This is a genomic window from Waddlia chondrophila WSU 86-1044 (genome assembly GCF_000092785.1).
Lineage (GTDB): Bacteria > Chlamydiota > Chlamydiia > Chlamydiales > Waddliaceae > Waddlia > Waddlia chondrophila.
Window position 1 is genome coordinate 297,358 of record NC_014225.1, and the last position, 17,356, is coordinate 314,713.

Here is a 17,356-nt window from a genome sequence, read left to right on the forward strand (position 1 = left end):
ATGGATTTTGTTTCCAATACAGATGAGCAGGCAAGGCATATGCTGCGCACGATCGGTGTTGAATCGATTGGATCATTGTTCAGCGCCATTCCCGAGGCAATTCAACTTAGGTCCCCGACGCGAGATGATGGACTTTCTGAATACGAAGGGATGCGCCATTTAGAATCTCTTGCCGCTAAAAACAAATTTCCTGAATATGACCACTATCTTGGAGCTGGAGCTTACGAACACCATACCCCTGCATATCTATCCGCGATTTGTCAAAAATCTGAATTTTTAACTGCCTATACCCCTTATCAACCTGAGGCGTCTCAAGGGATGTTGCAGACGATTTTCGAATTTCAATCTGCTGTCTGCGCATTGACTGGCCTCGATGCTGCCAATGCATCGGTCTATGATGGAGCGAGCGCTTGTGCCGAGGCTGTCTTGATGACGGCCCGCGCCCAAAAGAAGCGGAACAAAGTGCTGATAGCGGCGAGCTTGCATCCCCATTATCGCGCTGTTGTTGACCAGTATTTGGGCAGTCAGAATATCGACTTGGTTGAGATTCCCTTTCTTTCGGACGGTACGCTGGACAAAGAATTTTTATCGGGTGCGTTGGACGATCAAACGATCTCTGTTCTTTTGCAAACTCCCAATTTCTTCGGCGTCATTGACTCCTTGAAGGAAGTGTCCCGCATCATCAAAGAAAGCGGCGCTTTGATGATTCTTTGCGCTAATCCGCTTAGTTTTGGGCTCTACCAATCGGCGGATGAACTAGGCGCTGATATTGCAGTAGGGGATATGCAGCCATTTGGACTTCCTTTGCAATTCGGCGGACCTTATGTCGGCTACATGGCTTGCAAACAAAACCTTATCAGGCAAATGCCGGGACGTATTGTCGGTGAAACTGTCGATACGGAAGGGAGAAGGGGATTTGTCCTCACGCTCCAAGCACGGGAACAGCACATTCGAAGGGAGAAAGCAACATCGAATATCTGTTCGAATCAAGCTTTGGCAGCTTTAGCGACCTTGCTTGGCGTGTTATGGTATGGACGGCAAGGGGTTAAAGAATTAGCTTTGGCAAATTATCAGAGAAGCGCTTATTTAAAGGAAAAATTAACTGCATTACCGGGCATTTTTAGCTTTTCCAACGCTCCGCATTTGAATGAATTTGTGATCAAAATAGAGAAGCCTTTAGAAAAGTTGATGGAGCGGTGTTTGGAAGAAAGAATTGTTCCCGGCCTTGTTTTGGAGCGCTATTACCCTCAACTGAAAAATCATCTTCTTATTTGCGCAACGGAAATCAAAAGCAAAGCGCAGCTGGATCGTTTTATCGAGGTGGTCGCACGTGATTAAGACAATTTTTGAGAAATCGCAAAAAAATCAAAAAGCGTTCAGCCTTCCCAAATCAGAGGACGCTTTTGATGTTTACCAACCCCCTAAAGAGTATTTAAGGGGCGATCAGCTTTCTTTGCCTGAAGTTTCTGAGATCGACTTAACGCGTCATTATTCCGGTTTGGCGCACCGCAATATGGGGATTGATACCCATTTTTACCCTTTGGGCAGCTGTACGATGAAGCTAAATCCTCGTGTTAATGAATGGGCAGCAGCGTTGCCGGGGTTTACGCGCACGCATCCCCTGGCACCCGATTCCCTTGTTCAAGGCAATTTGCAGGTAATTGAAGAAACGTTATCCTTCCTTTCCGATTTGTGCGGCATGGAATGCGGTTCTCTCAATCCGAATGCAGGGGCGCAAGGAGAGTTTGTCGGTATTAGGATGATCGCTGCTTACCATCGGGAAAAGGGGCAAACGGATCGCTATGAGCTGTTGATTCCTGATAGCGCGCATGGAACCAACCCTGCAACGGCTGCGGCTGCTGGTTTCAAGATCGTTTCGATCCCTACTGATGAGAAAGGAGATATCGATCTTGAGAAGTTAAAAAGCGCCTGCTCCGAAAAAACAGCAGGGTTGATGCTGACAAATCCCAACACCTTGGGGCTCTTTAGTCCTGTGATTATGCAGATTGCTGAGATTGTGCACGCGGCAGGAGGACTTCTCTACTACGATGGGGCGAACCTTAATCCGATGATGGGAATTGTCCGCCCGGGGGATATGGGATTTGACGTGATGCATATTAATTTGCACAAGACGTTTTCCACTCCCCATGGCGGGGGCGGACCTGGATCGGGCCCTGTTTTGTGTAAAAAGCGGCTTGAACCCTATTTGCCGGTGCCTCGTGTAAAAAAAGAGGAGGAGCGGTATTGCGTTGAGTGGAGCAATGAAACATCGATTGGGAAAATCTCCTCTTTTTATGGAAATTTTGCCATTTATCTTCGCGCTTATCTTTACATAAAGCTTCATGGAGTTTATGGATTGCGCAAGATCGCAGAAATGGCAGTGCTTAATGCTAACTATCTCAAGGCAAAACTTGGAGATTTGTTCACAGTTCCTTATCCTCAGCCTTGCATGCATGAATTTGTGATTCAAGCAGACAATTATCTGGATAAAGGGGTCAGAGCGCTTGATATTGCTAAACGGCTGCTTGACTATGGATGCCACGCGCCCACGATCTATTTCCCTTTGATTGTGAAAGAGTGCATGCTCATTGAGCCAACCGAGTCGGAGTCGCTGGCTACTTTGGACCGTTTTGTTGAGATTTTAGAGAAAATCGTCGAAGAGATCCATTCCGATCCCGATCTGGTTAAAAATGCCCCTTATAGCCTCCCTTCGACGCGTTTAGATGAAGTGAAAGCTGCTAAAGAGCCGATTCTGAATGCGCTCTAGCAACAGGAGTTGCCTCTTGTTCGATCACTGCGGTTTTTGCCTCTCCATCAAATTCACTGCCTGTTGGGGCGGCAAGCTTAATTCCGGTAAATCCTGAAAAAGACATTGAAATCAAGCCTGTGGCAATGAATGTGATTCCCATTCCCTTAATGGCTGGCACAACGTTAGATACGGCGAGTTTTTCCCGAATGGCTGCGATTAGAGCGATTGCCAGCCACCAGCCTGCGCCTGCGCCGAAAACATAAACGAGGTTGGGAAAGAAAGGGTAGTCTCTAGTGACCGCAAACAGGCATGCTCCTAAAATTGCGCAGTTGACCGTAATCAAAGGCAAGTACACCCCTAATGTCATGTAGAGGGCCGGAGAGACTTTTTCGATCACAATTTCAATCACTTGCACAAATGCTGCAATGACGGAAATAAAGAGAAGGAATTCAAGAAAGTTTAAGTTGATCCCTGAGGCGTCTATTCCAAAAGCGCTGAGCCAGGATAAAGCGCCTGCTCCTGTGACAAAGCGGTGAACAAACCAATTGAGCACACCGGCGACTGTCAGAACGAAAACAACTGCGATTCCAAGCCCGTTGGCAGTCTTCATGCGCGAAGAGCAGGCCAAATAGGTACACATGCCCAAGAAGTTAGCGAAGATGAAATTTTCAATAAAGATTGACTGGATCAAAAGCCCCAAAAGGTTGATCGGTTCGTAATTTCCCATCCACATATGATTATTCCCTTACCTTTACGAGTGTTTTTCGCCGCTGGCTATGTTGTACAACCAAATGAATCCCCCTATAATAAAAAAAGCGGCCGGCGGGCTGACCATCAAAGAAAAATTCTCATAGCCGAAAGGCGCATCGGGTGTTGCGTACCAGCTTTGAGGAATGACTTGATAGCCGAGCAATTGGCCGAAACCGAAAACCTCCCGGATCACTCCAACGGCACAGATCACCAACATGTAGCCGGCGCCTGCACCAAGTCCATCCATAAACGCAGGAATCGGCTCGATATTTTTTGCCATGCTTTCCGCTCTTCCCATGACGATACAGTTCGTGATAATCAATCCCACAAAGACGCTCATCACTTTAGAGAGAGGAAACATATAAGCCTTCATAAACTGGTCGATGATAGTCACAAAAACGGAGATGATTGCCAACTGGGTGATCATCCGCACGCTGTCTGGTGTAACGTTTCGCAGAAGGGAAACAAAAAATGAAGAGCAGGCAGTGACTAAGCTGACTGACACTCCCATGGTGATCGCCACCGATAATCGATTCGTGATTCCCAGAGCAGAACAAATTCCCAGAATCGCTACGAGGATCTGGTTGCTGTGCCATAGCTGCTCTTTGAAATAGCTGACTGCTGTGGGTTTAGACATCTATTGCGTCTCCGTTTTATTGTGAATTTTAATGAAGAATGGCCTGTAAGCGGAGAGAACGTCGCGGTAGGCATCTGTCACGCCATTCCCGGTCAAAGTCGCTCCTGGCATGCCATCTACGGCAACGTTTTCTTTAGGAGATCCTGCAAGGACGGTTTTGACCTCTCCTTTGACAACTGTGATTCCAACGGGTGCGCTTTCCAGATTGATTTTCCCTTGGGAATCTGGCTGGAAAATTTTCTTACCGTAAAAATTCTTCTGCCACCCTTCTTCAGCGATGTTTGCTCCCAAGCCAGGTGTTTCTTTCTGCTCATACCAGGAAATGCCGATCACTGTGGCCCCATCTGTCTCGACTGCCAGGTATCCGTAGATCGCATCCCAGAGACCGAAGCCATTGACGGGGATGACATACCCGATCGGTGCGGCGTCCTCATTTTTTTCGTTAACAGGGTTGGGCAGTATTTTGTAGATCAATTTTTCAGGTTGCTTGTAGTATCCCGATTTTTTGTAGTCCTCCAGATACTTTTCCTGATCGACCCCTGCTTCTTTAAACGTTTCTATGTTTCCTTTGTTATCGACGAGGGCCGGAATGAACCGATGCTGGTACACATCTAGAATTTCCTGTCTTGTCGGATAGACTTTTTCTTCAGAAGCGGCCAGTTTGCCATTGCCCGCATATTTTGCAGGGACATACTCTCCCTTGTCATTTTTAATCTGAAAATAGCCTTCGTGCGTGAAAACTCTAGCGGCGATCATCATTTGCTGACTGCGGTCAAGTTCCTGAGCCGTTTCCTGCGGCACTTTTAAAGCGCTTGCCATGACTGCCAAGATGATGGCGCACACAAGACTGAGAATGACGACGAAACCGATGATCTGTAGATCAGATGGCCCGGATTTAGGCTGCGGCTGCTGTTCTGACACGGCGTACTCTCCTTTTTCTATAGTAAATGGCAGCGTAGTAATCGAAAAGGGGGGCAAACACGTTGCCCATCAAAATCGCCAGCATCACTCCTTCTGGGAAGGCGGGGTTGATGACCCGGATCATGACGGTCACCACTCCGCAAAACAGCCCATATATCCATTTAGCGGCGTGCATGTCCGGCGAAGAAACTGGATCTGTCGCCATGAAGACGGCGCCAAAGGCCAGTCCTCCTAAAATCAAGTGCTTGTAAGCCGGAAATCCAAATTGAGCAGGAGTCCAAGCTCCGAAGTCGGCGCCAAAGTAAGTGGAGGCAAGCTGAAAGGCGGAAGCGGTCAGAAATGCGCCGAGAAACATTCCGGCCATTGTCCTCCATGAGGCAATTCCGACCCAAATCAGGAATAACGCTCCAAGAAGGCAGCAAAGGACAGATGTCGAGCCCATACTTCCTAAACGGTCTCCAAAAAAAAGATTCCAGTCTCCATTGTGCCCAAACCCGTAATTCAAGCTCGCAAAGTGATAGGCGTCTTCGTAATAACCGGGGGAGAGCCCCAACCCTCCTTCGGCAAGGGGAGTGGTGACGAAATTTTGCATTTGCTCACCGGTTAATTCTCCTAGCGATGCTGTTTGATCTGCTGCGGAGGTCCATTTTGCAAATTGGGCTTTGATGGTTTCGAAAGTTCCGACCTGGTCGCCTAAGTTATTGGTGGCGATCGCATCGACGTGCACGCGCTTGATTTCGGGAGTGACGTTAAAGCGCGCCAGTTTTGTCGCCTGGGAATATCCGTCAAGCGGTCCGAGTCCGCTCTCTTGATTCATTTTCAAAAGACTTTCACGCACAGTGGCAGGGTTGTTGCCTACCCAGACATTCCCCGACATTTTTCCTGGATAGGAGAAGAATAGGAACGCCCGGCAGGCAAGGGCTGGATTGACGATGTTCATTCCGGAACCCCCGAAAACCTCTTTGGCGAAAACAACTCCGACCGCAACGCCGACAGCTACCATCCACCAGGGAATTGTCGGAGGGAGGATCAAGGCGTATAGGATTCCTGTAACTAGAAAACCTTCTGAAATTTCGTGTCCTCTGACAATCGCGAAAAGAGCTTCCACCATGCCCCCAACGGCATAGGAGATAAGGATCACCGGAAAAAGGATAGAGAAGCCTTTCGCGAGAATTTTCATCCACAAATTGTCTTTGCCGACAAAAGCAAAATAGTCGCTGAAAGAGGTTGTAGCTGCCAGGTAGTTGTCCATCAGCTTAAAATCTCCGCTGGAATAGACAATGGCCTGGAGACCCGTATTCCAAAATGCCCATAAGATGCAGGGGATCAGGGCGATGACAACCATAATCATCCAGCGTTTAATGTCGATGGCGTCTCGAATGTGAGGCCCTTCTTTGGTGTTGATCGGAGCTTCGTAAAAGAAGGTGTCTCCCGCTGTTATCAGAGGCCGTAAAAAATGCAAAGGCTTTCCCTTTTCAACGAAAGAAAGCTGATAATCCATAAATTTTCTAAGCATTGTTCCTAAGTCCAATCGTGCATTATCTTAAAACGCTAGGCTATCAAATGTGTAGGAAAACTCAAAGAAAAAAATTCAGTTCCAGGAATATTGAAAAGTAGAGGAAGTCTGTTCAATCTCTTGCCAGAATTGCTGTTTTTGAAGTAGTTTCGTATGTGATTGAAATGAAAAAAAGACTCTTATTAATCATCCCTCTTGTTCTTCTGGCTTTTGCCGGGATTTTTCGGCACGCGATTTTAGGGAATGTGCTTACCTATACAGCTAACCGGTATACACTTAACAAATTCGGTGTTCCTTTAGAGTTTGAAAAAATCTCTAAGAAAGGACGTTTGTGGGAGATCCGGTCGTTGGCGATCAAACGCAGCAATCTCTCCTTGACTGCTGATAAGCTGGAGGTTGCCTTCGAATGGCATCCTCTAGGCGGCTATTTTTTTGTCAAAATACTGGTGCGCGATTCCGAAATTGCCATTAATGAACAGGCGGCGGATTTTAGCTCCCTTCTTGCAGATCTTTTGCCAAACAGGCTGCCGATTTGGATGTTGAATGTGCAAACTGTCTGTGAGATTTCAAATGGCCGTGTTTCATGGATTGCAAAGGGAGGGGAGGCCGAGTCGGCGGTTTTTGAGCTGCAAGCTTCCAGCGGCGGGAGCCGGCAGGATCTTGAGCTTTCTGTCTGGTTGGATGAAGAAGTGCGTGGGAGGAATGCGTTTTGTCTCAGCCTTACCAAAGATGATTTTAAAGGTTTGTCTACCGGTTTGACATTTTACCAGGTGGAGTGTGGAAAGGTCGCTAGAGGATTCGAAGCTTTGGGGCGCCCTTTAAAAGGGTGGGAGATCCAAAGGGGAATGATCGACGGCAATGTGGAGTTGGCCTGGCCTTCCTCCCATGCACCATATGCCATTGGTAAAGCCAGCGTGACAGATTTGCGATTCGATCATCCGGAGTCAAAAACGACAGGAGAAGTGCGCGAAGCGGTGCTGGATTTGCACATGCGCCATATTAAGGGGGAGATGCCTTCGCTCGAAGGAAAGGTTGAGTTCACTGGCGGAACTTCGCTTGCTTTTCAGCGCAAAGGGGAGCCGTTTTGGAAAATCGACAACCTCTCGGGAGGTTTGTATTTTGAACCGGAGCGCGCTGTCATGATCAATATGGGAGGCAAGTGCTCTCATGAACTCTGCGATTTTTGTTTGTCGTTGGATGGAAAGGCTCAACTAGTGGATAAGCAGAAAGCCTCTTTAGATTTGGCTGTTCGGCTTTTTTCCGAAGGAGGGAAGGAGGCTGCTGTGAGATTCATTGCGGAGCAGCTGGGGCCGAAAGAACATCAGGCTGAGTTGTTTGTTGAAAATGTCGGTCCCGCCGAGTTTGCTTTCGTACAGGAGGCGCTGGCGCGCTACTCGGATGATTGGAACGGATTTCACATTCAAAAAGGCTTATTGGATGCGGAAGGGTTGGTCTCTATGGTAGGCTGGCAGCTGACGGATCTCGATATTCGGCAATTGAAAGTCGAGGGAATGGAAGTCGACGTTCCTTCGCTGGATCTGTCCGCCAACATAGAAAAGGTGACTGGCGGCCTTGCCATCCATCTATTGGAAGAAGAGCCTTTGAGGACGATCGATGCCGACTTTTTTATTGATGGCGGCTGCCTGGTTTCTCAAACGCTTTCGGGAAGTCTCTGCTGCCTCAATGATGTCAGGACTGAATTAAAGGTGCGCCAAGGTGTGATTCAGCAATCGGAAATGCGCGGCGAATTTGCCGGGCTTAAAGGGACTGTGGGCATTGACTGGACGGCAAAGGATAAGATTGTTCAAGCGTATTTTTCCGGGCCGTCTGAAAGGCTCGCTCCTTTTTTGCCCGCGCATTTTCGTTCGCCGTTTTTGCAGTCTTTTTCCTCGAACGATCTTGAAATCAAGGCAGGAGTCGTTCTTAAAAATGAAAAATTGGCTGTAAAGGGAGAGGCAAGGATGGCTGAGCAAACGGTTGCTTTCGGCTTCCATCTGGAAAAAAGCTCGGAAAAGTTGTGGAAGAGCTGGCCGGCCAATCATTTGGCAGCTTCCTATTGGGACAACGTAGGCGCGGAAGTGATGAAGACAGTCGTTCCGCCTATCGCATCCCCTGCCGTTCTTTTTGAAGCAAATTGGATCAGGGCAGAAACTGGGATTGCGGGCTTGGTCTTAAGGAACGGTTGGTTTAAAGCAAAGGAGGTCGACCTTGAACGCTTCGTTGCTCCATTTCTTTTTTCCAGCAGCCAGATGCAGTTGTCCGGAAGAGGAAGTTTTATTGGAGGATTCAATCAAAATGTGCTGACTGTGGAGTATGAAGCGCAAAATGTTGTGATGGGAAATCGCTTCATGGAGATAAACGCAGAGCATATCGATCGGGGCGTGCACTATTTTGACTTCAAAAAAGGCGTTCATTTCGGATCGATTCCGCTTAGCCAGGCGGTTTATACAGAAAAGAACACCGGCCTTGTTTTTACTCCTGTCGATATGCAAGTCGCAGTGGAAGGGGAGAAAATGCACTTGGCACAAATTGATGCCGAGTGTTGCGGAATGCGCATGGCAGGCGAGATTGATATTGATTTTGGCAAGCCTGATGACGGTGTGTTCGATTTAGAGATCAGAGTACGCAATGTCAAGGGGGGGCTGAAAAATGTTCAAGATCTTTTGGCGCGTTTTCATCCGGATCTTTGGCTGCTTCAGCTTCCTGTTGATGGCCAGTTCGAATTAAAGGATGAAGGGGCTTTTTTTAAGTTATCTTTTACTCCCGAAGACTATGCTGTGGAAGCTGTTTTAAAAGGGAAAATTCAGGAGGCTTTTGTTGCGTCCGGACCGTATGGAAGGGGTGGATTATCGGGGTTGCAGTTGCAATTTGGATACGATCACCTCAATCGACTGCTTGAAATTTCCCATTTGCAGGCCGACATTTACGTCGATGATCAATTCACTGGGTATCGATTGTATGGTGATCATCTCAGTGTTGATGATTTAGAAGAGGGGCGTTCTTCTTTCGATTTTTGGGTGGGAGATCAAAATAGAGACTTGATCCGTTTTGTCGGAAGGACGCAGCAGGAGATGGATCCGTATGAACGCCCCTATATCGCCGTCCATATTGACCACCATCTCACGCATCTGGGAAATATCCATCCTTCCAGCTTTCTCTTGAGGCTGAAGAGCCCTACAGTTGTTGATCAGTTTCAAATTGGAATGCAAGTCGACCTAGAGGCGTTATTTAACGATCTCTTTGCCGTTAGCTGTTCGGGTGGCGGTTCCGCTTTGGAGCAGTTGGGCAAAGAGATTCAATGGATGCACAATCCTGCAGGAACTTTGGATGTTCAGCTTCATTATGATCTGAGGTCTAATTCTTTGATTTACCGCATTGATGGAAGCGGCATCGAGATGAATCAATTGACTGCGAAAAAAATGAAGTTGGCTGGAAGCAAAAGCCAATCGAAATGGATTGTCGACCAGTTGCAATGGGATGAAAAGGTCATCGCCGGAGAGTTTATGCCTGAAGGAGAAAGGTGGAAAATTGAGGGATTTCAGTTTCGCGATCAAGACATTTTGGCATTAAATTTCGATGGTTATTTCATTCCTGCGCGAAAAAAATTGGATGCGCGCGTCAACGAAGTGCAGATCGACCTGGCTCAGGTGTCAGGCACAGCCGAAATTGAACAGTTTAGGCGGGAAAATGATCCGCATGGGAAGCTCACGGGGTATGGAAATCTCTCTGTGGAATGGGGGAGCAGCCGCGTACCGTGGAAGTTTGATGCGATCTTAGATGTTGCGCTTGAACAATGGGATCTCAAAGGGATCCGTTTTGATGATGCGCATAACATCTCTTGCCACTACATTTCTGGTCAAGGGATGACGATGCGGAAGCTGCGGACAAAGATGCTTGACAAGGCATCAACTGAAGTTTTGGCTCAAGTGGATATAGAAAAGATCCAATACGATTTTTCTACCGGTGAGGTGTTGTTTGACGAATTGGCGTTTGCAGTTCCTGCTGACCGGCTGCCCCGTTTCTCGGCGCAGTTAGAAAGGAGTTTCCCTAATTTCGTAACACCGGTCATGGCTGAAATCATTTGCAGTTGCAAGCAGGAAGGGGTGTTGAAGGGAGTGATGCAGTATGAACTGACTCCCCCTTATACAGCGATGAAGCTCACGCTTGAAGATGGCATCTATAATTTCCTCAATGCTGCGCACAAGATTTCCGGATTTGTGATGGATTACGATCCTTTCGAGTTTTCGGTGGTTTCAGGGTATCGGCTTGCCGGCAGAGATGTTTGGCTCTATGCACGCTCCTCTTCTCCTTCTTTAGCTTATGGAGAGCTTGTGTTGACCGATCAAGATCCTGAAAAAGTGAGCCAGCAGAGGCCGAAAGAAGCGTTATACTTCGATTGGGAAAACAATAGCGAGACAGGGATCTGCTTTACACACATCGAAGGCTCTTATCAAGGGTTGCAGATGGAATTAGAGAAAGATCCAACGCAGGCGCCGTCAAAAGAAGCGCTATTTCTTGTGGGAACAGTTGGTATCCACGGGCAGAAAGCCAAGGAATTTTTTCCGGAGCAGATGGCTGACAAATTCGTCGCATGGCAAGTAGGGGAAGGGTATAGCCTGCAAGGGAAGTGGCGTTTTCTGAAAAATTATTCAGAAAATTATGGTGATAAGCTGCATTTTGTCGGGATGCTTAAAGGAAGCGATTTTCATCTTAAAGGGTATCAGCTGGACTCCCTTCAGGCGCATTTGGAATACACTCCTACAGCTATTCGGATTAATGATCTTGTGATTAATGATCGTTGCGGTGTCTTGACATCTGATCGCATCGATATTTTGAAAACCGATCTGGGCACATGGGCTTTTGCCATGCCGCTTATGATCGTTAACCAGTTTCGTCCGAGCTTGCTTCAAGAGGAAGGATTTCCCCGTCCAACAGCTCGAAAGCCAATGGTGGTTCAAGAATTGATTTTGGAAAAAACACAGGGCAATTTGTCAGATTCCCGTACCATGATCGGAAGAGGCAGCCTCTATTTTACCAACCGCTCTAAAAAATTTCTTCAGGATACCATTTTCCAAATTCCATCTGATATCCTTTCCAGGATTGGTTTGGACTCTGCTGTTTTGACGCCTGTCTCAGGTACTATCGAATATGAAATTCACGATGGAAGGATTTATTTGACCCGGTTCAAGGAGATGTACAGCGATGCTAAATTGTCGAAATTTTATCTTGCTTCTTCCCCTTCGTCTACTGTGGATTTTGATGGAGGGCTGAACGTCCAGGTTAGAATGAAGCAGTACAACCTCATTTTTAAGCTTGCTGAGTTATTTACATTCAACATTCAGGGAGATCTGAAAAATCCTGTCTATTCCATTCAGAAACAGTAGAATTTCACACAAATATCTATTCTTAAGTGCATCATTATAAGATGTTAAAAATTATTTTTTTGTTTTTTTAAATAAAATTATTGATATCTAGAAGCTCTTTCAGTTATTCATTGGACTAATCGACCAGTATTTTGAGACACGTGATCTTTTACGATGATTGAATAGAGACTGCACAAAAGTTAAATTAACCATTTTGAGGGAGGTTATGATGACAAAAAAAATATTAATGTTCGCTGCTTTAGGTATTGCTATGCTTTCGGTCAAAGGTTTGTCTGCCGATGACCGTTATGTCAGACATTTAGATGCTAATGGAAACGGAATTTACGAAGAGGGCGAAGTGGACCCATGCAGAGAATATCGCAGCGGACCTATGCGCTGTACCTATCCAGTGACAAAATTCAAAAAGAAGACTTATTGTACGAAACGTTGTGTAAAAGAGCCTTATACAGTGAGAAAAAAATGCGTCCGTTACAAGCCTGAGTACTATACGAAAACGTATTGCCGCCAAGTTCCTGAAACGTACTACACATGTGAAACTCGCTATCGAGACCGTTGGGTAACAGATGAGCGTTGCTGCTATGAACCTTACACTTATTACAAAACAGAATGCATCAATAATCCTCCTGCCGATGAAGGATGCCCTTCAGACGGATGTCCAACAGGCGGATGCCCAATCAACAATCGCAGTGCCGCGCATTATAATCATGCAACACAGTCTCAGTCGGACGAAACTCCGATCAGCAATGCACAAACACGTAAGTCCCGTCATTACTAATGTTGAATTTGAAGGCCGTTGCATCACATCATGCGACGGCCTTTTATAAAGGGTGGTTTAAATGTCTGAAAATCAATGGTTTTTAATTTTCTTTGAAGGGGTTATTCTTGTCATTCTTGGAATTTTTGCGATTTTCCAACCTTTTTTGATGACTCTGAGTGTTGAGTTTTTTCTTGGTGTTTTATTGATTGCTGCTGGACTTGCGCAAATTATTCGGGGAGTCGCAAATAGAAGCGGCTTCGCTCTGATCGGAGGGATTTTAGCGCTTGTTGCAGGAGGGGGACTTCTTTCCTATCCCGTTTCTGGCGTGTTAACTTTGACCTTTTTGATGATCTTCTTTTTAACGTTGGACGGTATCGTGAAGATTGTCAATTCTTTGCAGTTTCGATCGTTAGCGAAGGGATGGGAATGGCTGTTGTTTAGCGGAGTCCTTTCTTTGATTTTAGCGGGATTGATTTATAGCGGATGGCCGACAACTGCTGGTTGGGTAATCGGACTCTACGTTGGGATTTATCTGTTATTTCTTGGAATGTCGTTGGTGGTCTTATCCTTTTCCTTGAAAAAGCACAGCTAATCTGTCACAGTTCTTCCGATGAAGAACAAAAATTTGACGATTTGGCCTAAACAGCTTTTTTATGCTTGTTGGAATGCGCTCTATCCTCCCCATTGTCTTCATTGCGAAAAAAATCTTGACGAACAGAATCTTCTCTGTCCCGCTTGCCTGCTTCTCCTTGAGCTCATCGAACCTTCCAGTCGATGCCGTTATTGTTTTACATCGGAAGAGGTTTCTCCAAAATGGAGCATTTGCAGGAATTGCCGCCGCCAGACGCAGCTTGTGAAAGGATTTTGTGCTGCGTTTGATGAGATCGGCCCGGCTTTCGATTTGCTCAGACTGTTTCGGTCCGGAAAAATCGATTTGTCAGAAAGCTTGAGCGGATACATGTACCTTCAGTTTATCCGCCTTAACTGGCCGGCGCCGGATCTGATTGTACCGATTGCGGGAAGTTTTTCCCGTTGGCTGAAGCGGGGATACCATCCTTCAAATCTTTTAGCTAAAGAGATGGGAAACTATTTGCAGCGTCCTTTTTCCAATGTTCTTAAAAGGGACTCATATCAGACTGAAAAGCCGAAATTTTCTTTAAAAAAGGGTGTAGATATTAGAGATAAGATTGTGTTGTTGGTTGATGATTGGTATGATTCTGGGGAGACGATCACGCAAGCTTCAGTTGCTTTGCATACAGGAGCTCCTGAAAAGATCTATGCGATCACAATGACACGGAAAATGGAATAAAAATGGTAGACATCTTAGCTTTAGGCGCTCATCCGGACGATGTAGAGTTTGCTTGCGGGGCCATTTTGGCCAAAATGGCAGATCAGGGAAAATCGATCTGCATTGCGGACTTCACGTTAGGTCAGAAAGGGAGCCACGGGACGCCGGAAACGAGGCGGAAAGAAGGAGAGGCGGCGGCAGCTGTGATCGGCGCGCGGCGCGTATTTCTTGATTTTGAAGATTGCGAGGTGGCAGACAGCTATGAAGGACGTTTAAAGCTTGTCCGATTGTTCAGGGAGGCCAAGCCTAAGCTAGTGATTGCCCCCATGTGGAGAGGGGAGCAAAACCATCCCGACCATCTGGCTGCGGGATTGATGGCGCGTTACGCTTGCCGTTACGCTCGCTTTCGCAATATTTTGCCAGAGCTGCCTGTTCATTGGGTGGATGGCATTCTTCACTATCCGCCGCCGGCTTGCGATACTGCCGATTTTATCGTGGATGTTTCTCCCTATTTTGGGACTTGGATGCAGATGATTCGCTGCCATCAATCTCAATTGGAAACGTTTCCCTATGATGAATGGAACCGAAGAATTGCCTCAAAACTTGGTGTTTTGATCAATGTTGAGTATGCTCAAGGGTTAGTGAAGGGAAATCCGATTGTCGTAGATGACGTGATGGAGATCTCAAAAGGGGCGCGCGAGATTTGAAGATCGGTATTGTGTGCTATCCTTCTATGGGAGGAAGCGGAGTTGTGGCGACAGAACTTGGCCATGTGCTGGCCTCAAAAGGGCATCAAGTCCATTTTATCACTTACGAAGTGCCGTTTCGTTTAAGGATAGACGAAAAAAATATTTTTTTTCATCAGGTAGAAATCAACCGCTATGACCTTTTCAAATACCCCGATTACGCTCTTCCTTTAGCAGTAAAGATTGCATCGGTGTCGAAAAAATATTCGCTTGATATTATCCACGCTCACTATGCAATTCCTCACGCCACAAGCGCGTATCTCGCAAAGCAGATCATGGGAAGAGAAAGTCCCAAGGTAATCACGACGCTGCACGGTACCGATATCACACTGGTTGGCAGAGATCCCGCTTATTTTGAAATTGTGAAATACAGCATTGAGCATAGTGATGCCGTGACATCTGTTTCCGAAAGTTTGCGCCGGGATACTGTGGAGTGGTTCGGGATCGAACGCCCTATTGAAGTGATCCACAATTTTTTCATTCCTAAGCGTAAGTGTTTGGAAGACCAATCGGTTCGGGAGCATTATGTCTCAAAAGGGGAAAAATTGATCATCCACGCCTCGAATTTTCGCAGAGTCAAACGTCCCGAGGATGTTGTGCGTGTGTTTCATCGGATCAAAGAGAAAATCCCGGCAAAATTACTGCTGATGGGAACTGGAGAGGGGATCGAGGTTGTCCGGCATCAAGTGAAGGAATTAGGGATCGAAGACGACGTGTTTTTCAAGGGAAAAGAGAGGAATATCGATCCTTATGTTGCCAGCTCGGATCTATTTCTTTTGCCGAGTTCTCAGGAGAGCTTTGGGCTTGCAGCTTTGGAGGCGATGTCTTATGGCGTTCCTGTGATCGCTACTCAAGTGGGAGGCCTTCCGGAACTTATTGAACATGGGGTCTCCGGTTTTTTAACGCCCGTAGGAGATATTGAAACGATGAGCAATTTCGCAATTAATTTGCTATCCGACCCCAAACTTTATCAAAGGATAAGCCGGCTCTGCCGGCTTCGTGCCAGGGAAAAATTTTGCATCTCGGAAATTTATCCCAAATACCTCTCTTTATATACTAAGATGATTGGTTAAGCATTGATGTTGCGTTCAACCATGTTGATTTGGCGGCGTAGGGTGTCGTTTTCAGCAACTTTTTTCTCAATCGATTTGCACGCATGCAAAATGGTGGAGTGAGCCTTGCCGAAAGAATCGCTTAAGGTCTGAAGGGTACCGTTGATCATTTTACATGCCAGGTACATGGCGACTTGTCTTGGCAAAGCAATCTCCTTAGTACGAGAAGTTCCTCTTAGATCGCTTACTCTAACTTGGAAAACGGCTGCGACGCTTTTTAAGATTTGTTCAACAGAGATCTTTGATTTTGGAGCATGATGAAGCATTTCCCGCAGAGTGGTTTCAACAAGCTCTTCTGTGATATTCAAATTGAGAAGTTTACAATGGGCGCTTAGGCGGTTGATGGCCCCTTCCAGTTGACGAACGTTATTGTAGATGTGTTCGGCAATGAAGAATGCGACGTTGTTGGGAAGGTCGAGCCCCTTTTGCTGTGCCTTGTGTTGGAGGATCGCCACCCGTGTCTCAAGTTCCGGAACTCCTAAATGAGCGACAAGGCCCCATTCCATTCGAGCAACCATCCTCTCGGAAAGGTTTAATTGGCTAGGAGGCTTATCGCTAGTGATCACGATCTGTTTGTTCTGGTTGATTAAGGTTTCAAAGGTGTTGCAAAATTCCTCTTCGAAATTTAATCGGTTCTGCAGAAATTGAATATCGTCCACGAGCAGCACATCGACTTGAGAGCGATAGAAGCGTTTCAACTGGTCGACCGATTTGTTGCGCAGACTGTCAACAAGATCGTTGATGAAAGCTTCAGTTGTGATGCACTGAACGCGCAGCTTCTTGTTCCGTTCGTGGATGTAATGGCCAATGCTGTGGAGAATATGAGTCTTTCCCAATCCGACTCCCCCATGGATGAACAAGGGATTGTAGGATTGCCCGGGCCGTGCAGCAACACCCATTGCCGCAGATTTGACAAATTGGTTGGCCGGCCCTTCGATAAAGAGTTCAAACCGGTAGTTGTGGTTTAACTTGACGTCATGGTTTTTAAACTGCTCAGCTTTGGAAGAAGAAGCGGGAATAGCCTCGAAGGCAGCCTTTTTTGCAGAGCGCCGGGAAACGACGAAATGGATTTCGGGTTCTCCCTTAGAGTTCACGGGCAAGAAGGCGCAAAGTTCCTTCTTGTAGTTGGTTAAAAGATATTCTTTGACAAAGATGTTAGGAATTTCAAGAGAGATCCCTTCAGAGGTGGATTCCAGGACTTTAATCGGTTCAAACCAGTTTCCGAAAGCAGTGGCAGAGCACTGTTTTTGGATATATTCCAAAAATTTTGTCCATTGGTCTGATGTGTCGCAAGGGGTGCAAATTGCCATGTATTTCGAGCCTTAATGTAAGTTATGAACAACGTTTCCACAGCCTGTTCTGAGGCTATTCCAACGGGAAAATTTATCATGATGAATCGATAGCCTGCAAGCACTTTGTCCCCAAAAAAAAAATCCGTTCGATAACTCGCTGAGTTTCAGAAATCGAGGAGGTTTTTAAAAAAATATTATTTATTC

General features: G+C 46.5%; 13 protein-coding genes. 8 read left to right on the forward strand and 5 right to left on the reverse strand.

The window, feature by feature from the left end; translation table 11 throughout:
* Together gcvPA and gcvPB are read left to right on the forward strand one after the other, a co-directional pair.
* On the forward strand, positions 1-1,338 hold the full coding sequence (gene gcvPA, locus WCW_RS01260; RefSeq protein WP_013181368.1) for an aminomethyl-transferring glycine dehydrogenase subunit GcvPA: 1,338 nt from the start codon (positions 1-3) through the stop codon (positions 1,336-1,338).
* Entirely contained in the window at positions 1,331-2,767 is a 1,437-nt protein-coding gene (gcvPB, locus tag WCW_RS01265; RefSeq protein ID WP_013181369.1) for an aminomethyl-transferring glycine dehydrogenase subunit GcvPB, read from the forward strand. The genes gcvPA and gcvPB overlap by 8 nt, the downstream gene beginning before the upstream one ends.
* Here gcvPB and nqrE read toward each other — a convergent pair.
* The 4 genes from nqrE to WCW_RS01285 are packed head-to-tail and all read right to left on the reverse strand — an operon-like array spanning position 2,739 to position 6,573.
* Complete coding sequence (gene nqrE, locus WCW_RS01270) at positions 2,739-3,482, reverse strand: NADH:ubiquinone reductase (Na(+)-transporting) subunit E (protein WP_013181370.1); 744 nt, start codon at positions 3,480-3,482, stop codon at positions 2,739-2,741. The genes gcvPB and nqrE overlap by 29 nt on opposite strands.
* A gap of 18 nt (positions 3,483-3,500) precedes the next feature.
* Entirely contained in the window at positions 3,501-4,136 is a 636-nt protein-coding gene (nqrD, locus tag WCW_RS01275; RefSeq protein ID WP_013181371.1) for an NADH:ubiquinone reductase (Na(+)-transporting) subunit D, read from the reverse strand.
* Complete coding sequence (locus WCW_RS01280; protein ID WP_013181372.1) at positions 4,137-5,057, reverse strand: Na(+)-translocating NADH-quinone reductase subunit C; 921 nt, start codon at positions 5,055-5,057, stop codon at positions 4,137-4,139.
* Entirely contained in the window at positions 5,032-6,573 is a 1,542-nt protein-coding gene (locus tag WCW_RS01285) for a Na(+)-transporting NADH-quinone reductase subunit B (protein WP_013181373.1), read from the reverse strand. Before WCW_RS01285 ends, WCW_RS01280 begins: the two co-directional genes overlap by 26 nt.
* Positions 6,574-6,737: 164 nt before the next feature.
* Between WCW_RS01285 and WCW_RS01290 the strand changes: the two genes are divergently transcribed.
* From WCW_RS01290 to bshA, 6 genes are all read left to right on the forward strand, one after another.
* Entirely contained in the window at positions 6,738-11,957 is a 5,220-nt protein-coding gene (locus WCW_RS01290; protein WP_013181374.1) for an AsmA family protein, read from the forward strand.
* A gap of 208 nt (positions 11,958-12,165) precedes the next feature.
* Positions 12,166-12,732, forward strand: a complete 567-nt coding sequence (locus WCW_RS01295; protein WP_013181375.1) for a hypothetical protein — start codon at positions 12,166-12,168, stop codon at positions 12,730-12,732.
* Between the two features lie 61 nt (positions 12,733-12,793).
* Positions 12,794-13,306, forward strand: coding sequence for an HdeD family acid-resistance protein (locus tag WCW_RS01300; protein WP_013181376.1), 513 nt, complete (start codon positions 12,794-12,796; stop codon positions 13,304-13,306).
* 18 nt (positions 13,307-13,324) lie between these two features.
* On the forward strand, positions 13,325-14,023 hold the full coding sequence (locus WCW_RS01305) for a ComF family protein (protein ID WP_013181377.1): 699 nt from the start codon (positions 13,325-13,327) through the stop codon (positions 14,021-14,023).
* Positions 14,024-14,025: 2 nt separating this feature from the next.
* Positions 14,026-14,709: a PIG-L family deacetylase gene (locus WCW_RS09640; RefSeq protein WP_013181378.1), complete on the forward strand. Its 684-nt coding sequence runs from the start codon at positions 14,026-14,028 to the stop codon at positions 14,707-14,709.
* Positions 14,706-15,821, forward strand: coding sequence for an N-acetyl-alpha-D-glucosaminyl L-malate synthase BshA (bshA, locus tag WCW_RS01315; RefSeq protein WP_041941457.1), 1,116 nt, complete (start codon positions 14,706-14,708; stop codon positions 15,819-15,821). Before WCW_RS09640 ends, bshA begins: the two co-directional genes overlap by 4 nt.
* On the opposite strand, the gene dnaA is transcribed toward bshA, so the two are convergent.
* The gene (gene dnaA, locus WCW_RS01320; RefSeq protein WP_013181380.1) at positions 15,818-17,170 is read right to left on the reverse strand and encodes a chromosomal replication initiator protein DnaA; all 1,353 of its coding nucleotides are present in this window, start codon (positions 17,168-17,170) and stop codon (positions 15,818-15,820) included. The two genes, bshA and dnaA, sit on opposite strands and share 4 nt — an antisense overlap.
* Positions 17,171-17,356: the final 186 nt, after the last annotated feature.